The following is a 14441-nucleotide window of genomic DNA, read 5'->3' on the forward strand; positions in this document are numbered from 1 at the left end:
GCGCTTGCTTGGTTGGCAAGTTTTTCCTGACAGCAAAAATCAGTGATTTTTTTCTTAGTCGTTTATTCTGTACAACCTGATCCCAGTCGCTTATTAAAAACGTGATACTCGAATAATATGGACAACAAAATGAGCACACCGCAGTCAGGCATACTCCCGGAAGCTAACACTGATGCCACTTTTCTTGTGCTGCTTCTCCAGAATGATCAGAAAAGTCTTCAAACTGCCCGACAGTTTTCAGGCAGCTTTCCATCACTGGTTGATGGGTTAGCTGCCAAATATCCCGACAGCAAACTGTCTGCAACCCTGAGTTTCGGAAGCCGGGCCTGGAAGATGCTGTTCAAAGATCAGTCTTATCCACAGGAACTTGCTCCATTCAAATCACAGCGTGATGGAGAGCGTCTGGCACCTGGTACCCCTGGAGACATTCTTGTTCATATCCGCTCCGACCGGAAAGATATTAACTTCGAGCTAAGCCGAATGGTTATGGCCAAACTTGAAGACAGCGCTCTGCTGGAAGAAGAGGTTTCAGGCTTCCGATATCTGGAATCTCGCGATATAACCGGGTTTGTGGACGGAACAGAAAACCCTGAAAGAGATAACCGAGCTGCTGTTGCCCTGGTTCCAGAAGGCCAACCACTGGCTGGAGGCAGTTATATTCAGTGTCAGCGGTACATACACAATATGCCTGCCTGGGAAAGCTGCCCTGTCCATCATCAGGAGCAGGTCATTGGTCGCAGCAAACAGGACAATGTTGAGTTTTCCAGTGAAGAAAAGGCTCCCATTGCTCATATCAAACGGGTCAGTCTGAAAGAAGATGGCAAGAGCCTGGAAATCCTTCGTCACAGCATGCCTTACGGTGACAGTCAGGAACACGGCTTATTCTTCATTTCCTACTGCCATGCAGCCCGCCACTTTGATCTGATGCTGGAGGAGATGATTCATGCTGATGGTGACGGGCATTATGACCATCTCATGAACTTTACCCAGGCTGTAACAGGTAATGCGTTCTTTGCTCCAAGTCGCGACTTTCTTGAAACGCTTTAGGGGCGTTATGAAAGTACCTGCGAAAGACTGTTACTATAAAGCAGAATTTTTGGCAGGATCAAAGTGAGTGGAAGACCTCAAGGCTAACCAAAAAATCTGGCTGGTCGTCAGTCAGATACCGGAAGGCAAAGTTGCAACATATGGCCAGATTGCAGATATGGCCAAGATGCCAAGGCGGGCAAGGCTGGTCGGTAATGTCCTGAGCCAGCTTCCCGCTGGCTCAACACTCCCCTGGCACAGGGTTATTAATGCCAAGGGAGAGTTATCCTTCCCAAATGGAACCCCTCGCTACCAGAAGCAGAAAGAACTTCTGGAAAGCGAAGGCGTTGTTTTTATCAATGCCAGGATAAGCCTTTCAACCTATCAATGGGAAGGCGAGTGAAGCGTACGTTTACCGACGTATGTCACCAGCAGCAATACAGGTAAACCAATCACAGCTGTCATAATAAAGAAGGCCGGATAACCCATACCATCAACCATGGAACCGGAATATCCGGCCAGCAGCTTCGGCAACAGCGTCATCAGGGAAGCGAATATCGCGTACTGCATAGCGGTAAAGGCGCGATTGGTCAGGCCTGACAGATATGCAATAAAGGCAGCTGAAGCCAGACCACTACTCAGGTTATCAGCAGCAATCACACCTGCCAGCATCCAGGACTCAGGCTCGGAAACAGCCAGAAGGGCGAACAGCAGGTTACTGACAGCCGACAGGAAAGCACCCAGCCAGAGTATTTTGATCACACCATAGCGGATCGCCATGACCCCGCCCAGGAAACCGCCACCAATTGTCATCAGCAGGCCAAATGTTTTGGTGATCGCGGCTATCTGCTCCTTGGTGTAACCCATATCATCGTAGAAGACATTGGCTACGGCTCCCATGACGATATCGGAAATACGATAAGTGCCCACCAGCAGAAGAATATACAGGGCCAGCTTGCCATAGCGGCTGAAAAAATCCCTGAATGGAGCAACATAAGTCTCATCAACCATCCCCGGAGAGACCAGGTGAAGTTTCACCATACTCCAGGCACCAATAAGTGCAGCAGCCAAACTGATAAATAAACGGCAGGCTTCAGAAACAAAGGACGCTACCAGCTTATCAACTCCAATATTCATCAGAATCTCGGAAAAGCCGGACATTGCGTTTGAAACAAGCATGAAGACAGTGGCAAACATGAGAGTGGCAACAATAAACATACCCAGGAAGCGAGCATAATCTTTGGTACCATATTTGGTTTCGACAGTTTCCTTCGCCCGTTCCGGTTCACGTATACAGAGCGTTGTCACCAGCCCGACAATCATCGCCCCTGCCATGAACATATATGTCTGAGACCAGGCGGTGTAGTTATAGCCTTGTCCGTCACCGGATCCAAGCCAGCTTGCCAGCGCAAGAGCTCCGGCTCCAGCCACCAGCATACCTATCCGATACCCGGCAATATAGGCAGAGGACATCAGCGCCTGCCATTCCTCATCAGCTGCCTCAATCCGATAGGCGTCTATCACAATATCCTGGGTAGCCGAAGAGAAACCCAGCATGACCGCACCAATCGCAACAAGAGCCAGACTCTCCTGCGGATCATGCAGTGCCATGAAGAACAAAGACCCGACAATAGCCAGCTGAGCCAGCATTAACCATGCCCGGCGTCGACCAAGCAGCCCCGACAAAACAGGAAGCGGTAGCCTGTCAACCAATGGTGCCCAGACAAACTTGAAGGAGTAACCCAGTGCAGCCCAGCTGAAAAACGTGACTGTCGCTCGGGCAACTCCCGCCTCTCTAAGCCAGAGAGAAAGACTGCTGAAAATAAGAAGAATGGGGAGACCGGCAGAAAAGCCGAGAAACAACATGGTAATGACGCGCCCTTGAAAACAGGCTTTAAACGCTTCACCCCATGATCGTTGAGTAACCGGGCTTGGGTTGTTCATCCAAGAGTCCCTTCATTTTGCCATTCGGCATTTGTTGTATAAATCAAAGTTGGGAACCCAATATCATCAGACTCCCAAAAACAATCAATCTCTGAAGTTATCGAACTGCAGCGGCATGTCCAGCTCAGCTTCCTTCAGCATGGCAATTGCAGTTTGCAGATCATCACGCTTTTTACCGGTGATGCGAACTTTCTCACCCTGAATGGAGGCCTGTACTTTCATCTTGCTTTCTTTAACAAGCTTGGTGATCTTTTTGCTGAGATCTTTATCCAGCCCCTGACGTACAACAGCTTCCTGCTTAACCTGCTTGCCGGAGGCATAATGATCCTTCACTTCCATGCATTTTATATCAATACCGCGCTTGACCATTTTGCCCTGCAGCATTTCAATCATCTGACGCAGCTGGAAATCCTGGTCTGCAGTCATGGTAATGCTTTCATTCTTGTGCTCGAAGCTAGCTACAACACCACGAAAATCATAACGTGTGGTCAGCTCACGGTTCGCCTGATCGACCGCATTGGTCAGCTCATGCATATCCACTTCAGATACGATGTCAAAAGAAGGCATCAGCCCGTCTCCATTCGTAAGTTCCGTTTATAATTGGGACGATTTTAGCCGATCTGGCGAATCATCACAGCCACCTATCAGCAATATCAGTCTTCCAGACGGAAACCAATCTTCACCGTTACCTGATAGTGGGCAATCTTTCCATCAACGATATGACCGCGCTGTTCAACAACTTCATACCAGTCCATATTTTTTATAGTTTCTGATGCCCGTGAAATGGCATTGCGAATCGCATCATCAGTACCAGTGGTTGAACTCCCAACCAGCTCAATCTTCTTGTAAACGTGAGCGCCCATTCCAGCTATACCCTCTGTGTTTTCATAATACCGTCCCAGTATATGACTAATGCTGGTTCAGACGCGATAAATAATGAAAAGCTTTTCACCTGACCTGGATACAGAAAACCAGTTGCCTTTTCATGATAAATTTTGCCGATAAAAACTGATTTACCTGGATCGATTGTTTTATGTCCCAGAAGGAACATTTGTCACTTATTGGCGATATCGGTGGAACCAATGCCCGCTTTGCTCTGGTCTCATCCGGTACTCTTGATATCAAGAATATTCAAACCCTGCCCTGCGCAGACTTTGCCGGGCCAGAACAGGCAATACGCGCTTATCTCTCAGACTTTGCAGACGGGTGTCAGCCTGAACGGGCTCTGCTGGCTTTTGCCTGCCCGGTTCACAATGATTTTGTTAATGTCACCAACAATCACTGGGCTTTCTCCCAGGCTGAACTGAAAAACTCTCTTGAGCTTCAGGAACTCCGTCTGGTGAATGACTTCTACGTGCAGGCAATGGCGATGCCTTACCTGAAAGCTGATGAAAAACTCATCCTGCGCGAAGGCACAGCAAACCAAACAGCTCCCCGAGTCGTTATGGGACCAGGCACAGGTCTGGGGATGGCAACACTGGTTCCAAATGGAGAACGCTGGCAGACCCTGCCCGGTGAAGGCGGTCATACCAACCTTCCGGTTCGTAACGATCTTGAAGGACAGATTGCCAGTTATCTGCGGAACAAGTTCGGCATCGCAACCTGTGAACATGTTCTGTGTGGCCCCGGGCTGGAAAACCTGTTCGAAGCCTACAGTGCAATTCACGAATGGGGGCTGCAGCTTAAGGCTCCGGAAATTACATCCGGTGCACACTTCGGTGACGAAAAATGCCTGACCGTAATTAATCACTTCCTTGACTGGATGGGTTGTGTTGCCGGCAATGCGGCTCTGGTAACCGGTTCCCTTGGCGGTGTTTATCTGGCAGGTGGTGTTCTCCCCCGGATGAAAGAACTGCTTCAGTCGAGCACTTTCCTGGATGCATTTAACGACAAAGGATGCATGCGCAGTTTTACCAGCAATATTCCCGTGACCTTAAACCTGCACTCACAATCCGGATTACTGGGTGCGGCTGCAGCTCTGCTGTAATACTATCTGACCAGATGTCATATTCAGGAATAACAGCAGGAATAGTAAGTCGTGGGAAACACTGACTCTCCTCACTGGCATGTTCTGGGAGCCGGATCAATTGGCTGTCTCTGGACCAGCAAATTACTGCAGAGTGGTTTTGCCTGCACGGTATTACTGCGTCCAGAGAAGCTCGACGCCCTTGGTTCATTTTCCCATGATCTGATTCTTACCGAGAACGGAAACACCACAACTCACACCGTTTCCCTGGAAGCCGCCGGAACATCTGGTCAAATTGATAATTTGATCGTTACTACCAAGGCTTTTAATGCTCTAAAAGCTGTCCGATCTGTTGCAGGGCAGCTCTCACCCAGTGCCACAATTGTCCTGCTACAAAATGGGATGGGCAGTCAGCAAGCCATTGCCGAGACCTTTCCTGAACATTCGGTTTATGCCGGTTCTACTACCGATGGAGCCTGGCTGGAAGATTTTCTAAAAATACAACGAGCCGGGAGCGGTAAAACCTGGCTGGGGTCAATTTCCACAGAACCCTCTTCATCCATCTCCATGCTGGCAGGACTGCAGGATATGGATATTGAGCTGACTACAGATATCCAAAGCAAACTGCTGGCAAAACTGGCAATCAATTCGGCGATTAATGGCCTGGCGGCATTGCAGAACTGCAGGAATGGTGACCTTCTGCTCTCTGATAACTTCCGGACAGTGACCCAGTTATGCAAGGAGACAGAAGAAATACTTTTAGCATCAGGTTTTAGAGATAACACGAACCTGCTTGACGTTGTAAAACAGGTACTCATTTCTACCGGTGACAATATCTGTTCTACTCTTCAGGACGTCCGCCACCAGCGACCTACCGAGCTTGCATGGATTAATGGCTATCTTCTTGGCTTGGCTGAGACATTGAATATTGAGGCTCCGGGACATCATCGCCTGATGAATGACCTTGCCAGACAAGGGATTCAGTAAAAACCTTTCGTATACGGCAAAGCCGTTGTAATCTGGACGTCAGTCTGACAAAAGCGGAAGCCAATGAACGGACTACAGGATTATCTGTCCCGCCTTTCAATAAGCCGCAAACTTGTTTTTGTCATGCTTGGCGTTGTGCTGGGTGTGGCATTTGTTTCCTGTGCCGTTCTGATTGTTTCCGCCTATCTAGTGTCCCGAAATAACTTTGTTCCGGCCAATATTCAGGCTGTTTCTCGAATACTGACTGAACCGACTGTTCTCAACACTCTTCTGTCTGATCAGGATGAAGCGAAAAAAATCCTCCAGGTTGCCAGTGAATATTCACAGATTCAGGCCATCGCCATTTATTCCAGCGACAACCGTCTCTACGCCAGCTTTACCCACAAAGAGTTACCGATTTCTGAGGAAGCTCCTTCTGCAGCCGAAGATGAGACTCAGTACCTGAAAAGGGTTATAACCGGTGATGACCGCAGAATAACTCTCTTTATTCAGGCAGACCCATCTCTGCCCATCGACTTTTATGTGGGCATGACCATCGCGGTCATTATCATTCTGGTATTTATTCTTTTATTCAGCAGTCTGGCTGCGGGGATGATCAGGCGTTTTATTACTCAGCCGGTTCTGCACCTGATCAGTATTGCCAATACCGTTTCCATAGAGGAGAACTACGGAGTCCGGGCCCAGAAGTTCTATCACGATGAAATTGGCATACTGGCGCAAACCTTCAATACCATGTTGAGCCGGATAGAAGCCCGGGATCAGCTTCTCACCAATGCCCGTGATAAAGCAGAACAGGCCAGCCTTAAGGCACAGGCTCTGGCTATTGAAACTCATATGAGTAATAAACAGCTGGAACAGGAAGTTCGCAACAGAAAGCAGACCGAGCGCCAGCTGACCCGTCTGCAAAGCCATCTGAACAGCATCGTTGACTCCATGCCTTCAGCCCTGGTGGCCGTTGATCAGGAGCTTGCCGTCGCTCAGTGGAATCGGGCCGCGACTGTGCTGACAGGTATTGATCATGATCGGGCTATGGGTGCTTATCTTGGGGATGTGATGCCGTTCCTGTCTGATTCATTGGAGCAGGTTCAGGATGCCCTTGATAATGAATCAGCCGTCCAACTGGAAAAACTATCCCTGATTCTTCCCGGCGGTGAACGCAAGATGGACCTGATGATCTATCCGCTGACCGATGCTGACCAGCATGGCGCCGTTATCCGTCTGGACGATATAAGCCGCCGCCTGCAGCTGGAAGAGATGATGGTTCAGACGGAAAAAATGATGTCTGTGGGTGGACTGGCTGCTGGTATGGCCCATGAAATCAACAATCCGCTGGGAGCCATTCTGCAAAGCATTCAAACAATTCAGCGCCGAATGACACCAGAACTGGAAGCAAACCAGAAAACAGCCCGTGAGCTGGGTGTCTCTCTGGACTCAATCAATGCTTACTTCCGCACCAGAGACATCAACAAGTTCCTGGATAATATTCAAAGTGCAGGAGTGCGAGCCTCGCAGATTGTCTCCAATATGCTGCAGTTCAGCCGACGGGACAGCCGAATCCTGACTCCAACCGACCTGGATGACCTGATTCATAAAACCCTGGAAATCGCGGCTTCAGATTTTAACCTGAAACAGGGTTTCGACTTTATGCGCATCTGTATCCAGCAGGATTTTGAAACTGATATGCCCTCCGTTCCCTGTATCCCCAATGAAATACAGCAGGTCTTACTGAACCTTCTAAAGAACGCAGCCCAGGCTATCAGCAAACGTAAAGAACCCGATTGGCAGGGACATATCACCATTCGCACCCGAAAAGAGGGTGGTAAGGCTTTGATATCAGTTGAAGATAACGGCACAGGAATGACCGAGGATGTCAGCCGGAGAATCTTTGAACCATTCTTCACAACCAAGGATATTGGCTCAGGAACCGGCCTGGGACTGTCTGTCTCTTACTTTATTATCACCAACAACCACAATGGAGCCCTGACGGTCAGCTCAACACTCGGTGTTGGAACCACCTTCACCGTCATGCTGAACCTTGACGAGAGTTTTACCGACTCAGGTGCTGCACTAAGTCCTGACAGGCTGATATAATTCCGGGCTCGCCTAACAATAACAGATCAGATCTCTTCTATGGCAGCATCCCTTCAGCAGGCGGTCATTAATAATGTCCGGCAGGCTTTGGCCGAGGATATCGGCTCGGGTGATATCACCGCGCAACTGATTCCACAGGAACAGCACGGGACTGCCAGAGTGATCACCCGCGACAAAGCGGTGATCTGTGGCCAGCCCTGGGTCAATGAAGTTTTTCGTCAGGTTAACCCTGAAATTGTTGTGGACTGGCAGGTTCCGGAAGGTGGCCAGGCTGATGCCGGTACAACCCTGTTTACAGTTTCCGGTCCGGCACAGGGACTGCTCACAGGAGAGAGAGCGGCTTTGAATTTCCTGCAGCTACTCTCTGGCACTGCAACCTGTTGCCAGGTTTATGCTTACCAGGTTGCGGGGACAGGGGTCAAACTGCTTGATACCCGAAAAACCATCCCCGGACTGAGACTGGCGCAAAAGTATGCTGTCCGTACAGGTAGCTGTCATAACCACAGAATTGGTTTATATGACGCTTTCCTTATTAAGGAAAATCATATTACCGCCTGCGGAAGTATTGAAGCCGCTGTCACTTCAGCCCGCCAGCTGGCACCTGGAAAGCCTGTAGAAGTTGAGGTTGAGTCTTTAGAAGAATTGCAGCGAGCTCTGGAGTGCGGCTCAGATATTGTCATGCTCGACAACTTTTCACTGGATGACCTGAAGCAGGCTGTCCATATCAACCAGACTGATTTCAATGGGAAGGCTCAGCTGGAAGCATCTGGCGGAATTACCTTTAACACCCTGCGTCCCATTGCCGAGACTGGGGTGGATTACATATCCATAGGAGCCCTCACCAAAAGTTGCAGGGCCATTGATCTTTCCATGCGATTTACCAGCATGTGATATGCAGGACGAGATAACCATGAAAAAGACAATTCTTGTCACAGGTGGAGCTGGCTATATCGGCAGCCACACTTGTGTTGAGCTCCTGAAAGGGGATCATGACGTTGTTGTACTGGATAACCTGTGCAACAGCTCCCCGGAAGCCTTGAAGCGAGTGGAGAAAATCACCGGACGTGGCGTGACCTTTGTAGAAGGAGATATTCGGGATCGTAATATCCTGAAGGAACTGTTCAGCAGTTATGAGTTCGATTCCGTTATTCACTTTGCAGGGCTGAAAGCTGTCGGAGAATCCTGCTCTATTCCACTGCACTACTACGACAACAACGTCAGCGGCACCGTTATCCTGTGTCAGGAAATGGCTAACCACGGTGTTTTCAATATCGTATTCAGCTCTTCTGCCACCGTTTACGGAGATCCTGCCAGTCTGCCTATCCGTGAAGACTTCCCCCTGTCTGCCACCAACCCTTACGGCCGTTCAAAGCTGATGGTCGAGGAAGTGCTGGGTGATCTTTACAAGTCTGATAACCGCTGGAATATAGCCCTTCTCCGTTACTTCAATCCGGCCGGTGCTCATGAATCCGGTCTGATTGGCGAAGACCCCAATGATATCCCCAACAACCTTATGCCCTATATCAGTCAGGTAGCTATCGGCATGAGAGAACAACTCTCTGTCTTCGGTGGTGATTACCCGACTCCTGACGGCACTGGCGTGCGTGACTACATTCATGTCGTTGATCTGGCCATCGGCCACGTCAAGGCCATTGAAAAGCTGCGTACTGGCTGTGGTATCAAAGCCTGGAACCTTGGTGTTGGCCAAGGCCAGAGTGTTCTGGAAATGGTTTCTGCTTTTGAGAAGGCTTCGGAGCGCCCTGTTCCCTATCAGATCGTTGATCGTCGCCCTGGCGATATTGCGGAGTGCTGGGCAGACGCGGCCCTCGCAGCAGAAGATCTGGGCTGGAAAGCAGAGAAAAGCCTGGAAAATATGATGGCCGATGCATGGCGCTGGCAGTCACAGAACCCTAACGGCTACCGCGATGCCTGAGCTGGTGTAGCAAGATAAACAAAATGCCTGATAGCCTCTGCCGATAAGCCTTTCATTGAATGCTGCCAGGGGCTTGTTATGTTTCGCTTATTTTCCTTTATTTTTCTCCTATCCCTCAATCACTTTGCTCAAGCCGAGTGCAAAGACATTCCTCAAGAGCAGCTGCAGCAGGAACTTGATGCGCTGCTACAGGCCATTTCATTTAACAACAAACGCTATGAAGCTGGAAAACCGGCCATTAATGATGATGAGTATGATGCCCTGATCAAACAGCAGCGCTCTCTGAGCCGCTGCCTGAAAAAATCTTCCGAGATAACAAGCGAAACAACACCACCGCTGGATAACAGACATAGATTCCCCATGGGCAGCCTGAACAAAGCCGAAGGCAAAGGTGATGTGGTCAGTTTTCTTGAACGGGCCAAAAGGCTGGGAACCCCTGTTATTGTTCAACCGAAAATTGATGGTATCGCCATCGAACTGGTCTATCACAAAGGAAGCCTGGTTCAGGCTTTGAGCCGGGGCCAGTGGCGGAGCGGCCAAGGCCTGGACCTGCTGACAAAAGTGAAGCAGATTCGGGCTGTACCAGACAATATTCCCAGCAATCTGACAGAAGTGGTTATTCATGGAGAGCTGTACGCCTTCCCCTCGAATGAGGAAGCCCAGAAGTCGGCCTCATCCAGGCATTATGTGGCAGGGCTTATGAACCGCCAAAAAGCTCCAAGGGAAGAACTGGAGAAGCTGCAGTTTTTTCCCTGGCACTGGGTAAACAGCCCAAGTGCCTCCCTGCGCAGGAATTCAAGTCAGCTTGAAGAGTGGGGGCTGGCCAGCACATCCGGTTATATCCATCTGGTTCAGGATCTGGATGATATTGCTACCCTTCGCCGAAGCTATGACCTCAAAAATCAAAGGCTGGAGCTACCTCTGGATGGCATTGTCATCAAAATGGATAACCAGATCATCCAGAAGAAACTGGGTCATAACGATGGAACTCCTTACTGGGCTATAGCCTGGAAATTCCAGCCTCAGGCCACGGCTACAAAGGTCTCTGATATCCGCTGGACTATTGGCCGGACCGGGCAAATAACTGTTCTGCTGGATATTGAGCCTGTTACCCTTCAGGGCATTGATATAGAAACGCTCAATGCTGGCCCAGTCGAATATGTCCAGACACTGAATATTGCCAAATCTGATACCATAACGATTGCGTTAAAAGGCTCAAGTACTCCCGTTATGGGGAAAGTCATCGTCCGCCCTTCAAGCCGTGAACTCGCGGAATTACCAGATCAAGCTCACTACAATGGACTGACCTGTCTCCAGCTCTCCACGGCCTGTCAGAAGCAATTCATAGCCCGGGTGAAGTGGCTCACAGGGAAGCATGGCTTAGATTTACCCAACTTTAATCAAAACCATATTGAAGAATTGGTTGATAAAGGAAGGCTGAAGAAGATAAGCGATATTTTCTCTTTAAAAGCTCCTGAAGATATCTCTGCAGAAGCTGAGAAAATTCTAAGTAAGCCAGACCTCTCTCTTTCACAAACAATTCGGGCACTTAGCATTCCTGAAGTTGGCCGCAAAAAATCATTATGGCTTGCAGAGAAGGCCAAGAACTGGAATACCATTCTTGATAGCAGTCCAAACCAAATACAGTTATGGTTAAAAATGACTCAGAATGAAGCTAGAACCGTAATAGAATACTTAAACAACAAGGAAGTTCACTCGGTGTTAAATCGCCTTAATATAAGCCACTAGGTTGCGACAATTTCTTATTAAGGCAACAAATCAGAACCTATAAAAAAACCGGGATATAATCCCGGTTTTTTATACCTCTAAGAGGTGCTTATTATCTGCAGTTAGCAGGCAGATAGTTAGAAGCCACACCATTCGTTGCAGCAGCCTGGCAAGTCCAGGCAATCGCACCTGAAGAAACTGTTGCAAAAAGATCTAAGCCGTTGTTTGTACCATCCACTTTGCTGTTATAAACAATAGCGATTTTCGCACAGCTAGTAGCGCTGTTAGGGCAGCCAGTTGTTTCAGAGCTGACTGTTACGCTAGTCACAGCATTACCTGAAATGTCGGTAGCACTTGCAATACCTGCATCTGAGTTACTGGTTGGCCAGGAACCTTCTGATGAGTAAAACTCAGTTACAGCGCCTTTTGCACCAGAGGCAAGACTTAGACCTTCAGATACGTGAGCACGCTTGGTGTAATCCTGATAGGCCGGTATGGCAACCGCTGCCAGAATGCCCATGATTGCCACAACGATCATCAGTTCGATCAATGTGAAGCCTTGTTGTTTACCTGTCGCATTAAATTTCATAATTCACTCCTTTGAATTATTTTTCAGACCCAACTCAATAGTAGCAACTAATAAGCCAATTCACCTATTGATTTCCAAACACTCTTCACCGGTTGGTAATTATCACTTTATGGAGTGAAAACAGCCCAATTAAGAACTTTTGAAATAAAATCATTGGTTATAAATAACAAAACGCAATATTAGGAAGAAGCATCCACTTTAAAAAATGTCAGCTTTCAACACTTAAAATGGAGAAAATGACAAATCAAATGCAAATCAAATGCAAATCAAAGGGCAAATAAAAATCTGAGATAATTCAAAAACCAAACATTTATATAGAGATAGAAACTTGCGCTTGATTACAAAGTCAATTAGATACCGTCAACCACAAGATTCATCCCTTTTATAGCTGACTGAGTAAGCGCATATGAATAAGCGCATATATCATTTTTATAAATGATATCGAATCCAAACATATCCAATGAGTGAAAGTCCGCTTCCCGGTCTGGCCCGCAGATTAATCACAGAAGGGCTGATAGATGAGAAAACTGCCAGGGTCGCAGTTAAAGCCGCTCATATTAATAAAACCCCTCTAATTACTCATATTGTTCGCAGTGAACTTGTAAGCGGATACGCCATAGCGAAGCTTAATTCTGAGATATTTGGTATACCAATTATTGATATTGATGCTATCGAACTGGAACATGTCCCTCACGATGCCATCAGCGAAAAACTGGTGCGCCAACACAGAACAATTCCTTTATTCAAGCGTGGTAACAAATTGTTCGTAGGGGTATCAGACCCAACCGACGAAAAGGCTATTGAAGAGATTCGCTTCAGCAGTGGCAATATCGAGCTGATCCTTGTCGAAGAAAACAAGCTCAGCAACGCTGTCGAAAAGACACTTGAAACAGTTACTCAGGATCTTGGCGATCTGGATGACGAAGAGCTGAACAACCTAGATATTGACCACATGGGCAAAGAGCACGAGGAGGATATCGAAGCCAGAAATGAAGATGCTCCAATTGTTAAGTTCGTGCATAAGATGCTCCTTACTGCCATTAAACTCGGTGCATCCGACCTTCACTTTGAGCCTTACGAAAAGAGTTATCGTATTCGCTTTCGCATTGATGGCGTCATGCAGTCCGTTGCTCAGCCCCCTATTGGGCTGGCTCCCAAACTGTCTTCACGTCTGAAAATCATGTCTAACATGGATATTTCCGAGCGCCGCAAGCCTCAGGATGGTCGTATCAAGCTTAAGCTTTCTAAAACAAAAGCAATTGATTTTCGGGTCAATACACTTCCTACTCTGTGGGGAGAAAAGATTGTACTTCGTATTCTTGACCCTTCCAGCGCCAAAATGGGCATTGATGCCCTGGGGTACGAAAAAGACCAAAAGAAAATGTATCTCAAAGCGCTCGAACAGCCCCAGGGAATGATCCTGGTAACCGGTCCAACAGGCTCTGGTAAAACAGTATCTCTTTATACGGGTCTAAATATTTTGAATACGGTTGAAAGGAATATATCTACAGCAGAGGACCCGGTGGAAATCAATTTGGAAGGTATCAACCAAGTTAATGTGAATCCCAGGCAAGGTATGGATTTTACCCAGGCCCTGAGAGCATTCCTTCGTCAAGACCCTGATATCATCATGGTGGGTGAGATACGAGATATTGAAACTGCCAACATCGCTATAAAAGCAGCCCAGACTGGCCACATGGTGATGTCGACCCTGCACACCAACAGCGCGCCAGAAACACTTACCCGTTTATTAAACATGGGAGTGGCAGCTTTCAATTTGGCTACTTCAGTTAACCTGATAATTGCCCAGCGCCTGGGAAGAAAACTCTGCAACTCCTGCAAAATCAAACAAGATATCCCTGTTGAAACTCTGCTTGAACAAGGTTTTACCACCGATCAAGCATCAAGTGCCACCATTTATACCCATGATCCCAGCGGGTGTGACAAATGCAACAGGGGCTATAAAGGTCGGGTAGGTATTTATGAGGTTGTTGAGATCACTCAAAATCTGCAGAAAATTATTATGGAAGAAGGCAATGCAATGCAAATAGCAGAACAAGCTCAGAAAGAAGGCTTTCTTAACCTTAGACAAGCAGGGCTTTTAAAAGTACTGAAAGGCACAACCAGCCTGGAGGAGATAAACCGGGTTACTCTGGATTAACCGATTTTCAGAACCA

At 48.0% G+C, this 14441-nt stretch carries 13 protein-coding genes; 9 read left to right on the forward strand and 4 right to left on the reverse strand.

The annotated features are described in order from the left end of the window. The first annotated feature begins 129 nt into the window (after nt 1–129). Nucleotides 130–1047, forward strand: a complete 918-nt coding sequence (locus tag M3P05_RS08390; RefSeq protein WP_249699078.1) for a Dyp-type peroxidase — start codon at nt 130–132, stop codon at nt 1045–1047. A gap of 67 nt (nt 1048–1114) precedes the next feature. Next, nucleotides 1115–1429, forward strand: coding sequence for an MGMT family protein (locus M3P05_RS08395; RefSeq protein WP_249699080.1), 315 nt, complete (start codon nt 1115–1117; stop codon nt 1427–1429). On the opposite strand, the gene M3P05_RS08400 is transcribed toward M3P05_RS08395, so the two are convergent. The 3 genes from M3P05_RS08400 to M3P05_RS08410 form a co-directional block, all read right to left on the reverse strand. Further along, nucleotides 1411–2970, reverse strand: coding sequence for an AmpG family muropeptide MFS transporter (locus M3P05_RS08400; protein ID WP_249699082.1), 1560 nt, complete (start codon nt 2968–2970; stop codon nt 1411–1413). The genes M3P05_RS08395 and M3P05_RS08400 overlap by 19 nt on opposite strands. A gap of 84 nt (nt 2971–3054) precedes the next feature. Continuing rightward, nucleotides 3055–3537 carry a YajQ family cyclic di-GMP-binding protein gene (locus M3P05_RS08405; protein WP_249699084.1) on the reverse strand — a complete coding sequence of 161 codons (483 nt, stop codon included), beginning with the start codon at nt 3535–3537 and terminating at the stop codon, nt 3055–3057. 86 nt (nt 3538–3623) lie between these two features. Then, a complete protein-coding gene (locus M3P05_RS08410; protein WP_249699086.1) occupies nt 3624–3833 on the reverse strand; it encodes a dodecin in 210 nt (69 codons plus the stop codon). 170 nt (nt 3834–4003) lie between these two features. Between M3P05_RS08410 and glk the strand changes: the two genes are divergently transcribed. The 6 genes from glk to M3P05_RS08440 all read left to right on the forward strand — a co-directional run bounded on the left by glk (nt 4004) and on the right by M3P05_RS08440 (nt 11696). Beyond that, on the forward strand, nt 4004–4957 hold the full coding sequence (gene glk, locus M3P05_RS08415) for a glucokinase (protein ID WP_249699087.1): 954 nt from the start codon (nt 4004–4006) through the stop codon (nt 4955–4957). A 51-nt stretch (nt 4958–5008) separates the two neighbouring features. Then, nucleotides 5009–5923: a ketopantoate reductase family protein gene (locus tag M3P05_RS08420; protein ID WP_249699088.1), complete on the forward strand. Its 915-nt coding sequence runs from the start codon at nt 5009–5011 to the stop codon at nt 5921–5923. Nucleotides 5924–5986: 63 nt separating this feature from the next. Continuing rightward, a complete protein-coding gene (locus M3P05_RS08425; RefSeq protein WP_249699089.1) occupies nt 5987–8014 on the forward strand; it encodes an ATP-binding protein in 2028 nt (675 codons plus the stop codon). A gap of 39 nt (nt 8015–8053) precedes the next feature. Then, nucleotides 8054–8905 (forward strand): carboxylating nicotinate-nucleotide diphosphorylase, encoded by an 852-nt coding sequence (gene nadC, locus M3P05_RS08430; protein WP_249699090.1) that lies wholly within the window; start codon nt 8054–8056, stop codon nt 8903–8905. Nucleotides 8906–8924: 19 nt separating this feature from the next. After that, a complete protein-coding gene (gene galE, locus M3P05_RS08435) occupies nt 8925–9947 on the forward strand; it encodes a UDP-glucose 4-epimerase GalE (RefSeq protein ID WP_249699092.1) in 1023 nt (340 codons plus the stop codon). A gap of 78 nt (nt 9948–10025) precedes the next feature. Continuing rightward, nucleotides 10026–11696 (forward strand): hypothetical protein, encoded by a 1671-nt coding sequence (locus M3P05_RS08440; RefSeq protein ID WP_249699093.1) that lies wholly within the window; start codon nt 10026–10028, stop codon nt 11694–11696. A 91-nt stretch (nt 11697–11787) separates the two neighbouring features. On the opposite strand, the gene M3P05_RS08445 is transcribed toward M3P05_RS08440, so the two are convergent. Then, on the reverse strand, nt 11788–12264 hold the full coding sequence (locus tag M3P05_RS08445) for a pilin (RefSeq protein ID WP_249699094.1): 477 nt from the start codon (nt 12262–12264) through the stop codon (nt 11788–11790). A gap of 460 nt (nt 12265–12724) precedes the next feature. Between M3P05_RS08445 and pilB the strand changes: the two genes are divergently transcribed. Next, nucleotides 12725–14425: a type IV-A pilus assembly ATPase PilB gene (pilB, locus tag M3P05_RS08450; RefSeq protein ID WP_249699096.1), complete on the forward strand. Its 1701-nt coding sequence runs from the start codon at nt 12725–12727 to the stop codon at nt 14423–14425. Nucleotides 14426–14441: the final 16 nt, after the last annotated feature.

The sequence above is a fragment of the Parendozoicomonas callyspongiae genome, from assembly GCF_023502345.1.
Classification (GTDB): Bacteria; Pseudomonadota; Gammaproteobacteria; order Pseudomonadales; family Endozoicomonadaceae; genus Sansalvadorimonas; species Sansalvadorimonas callyspongiae.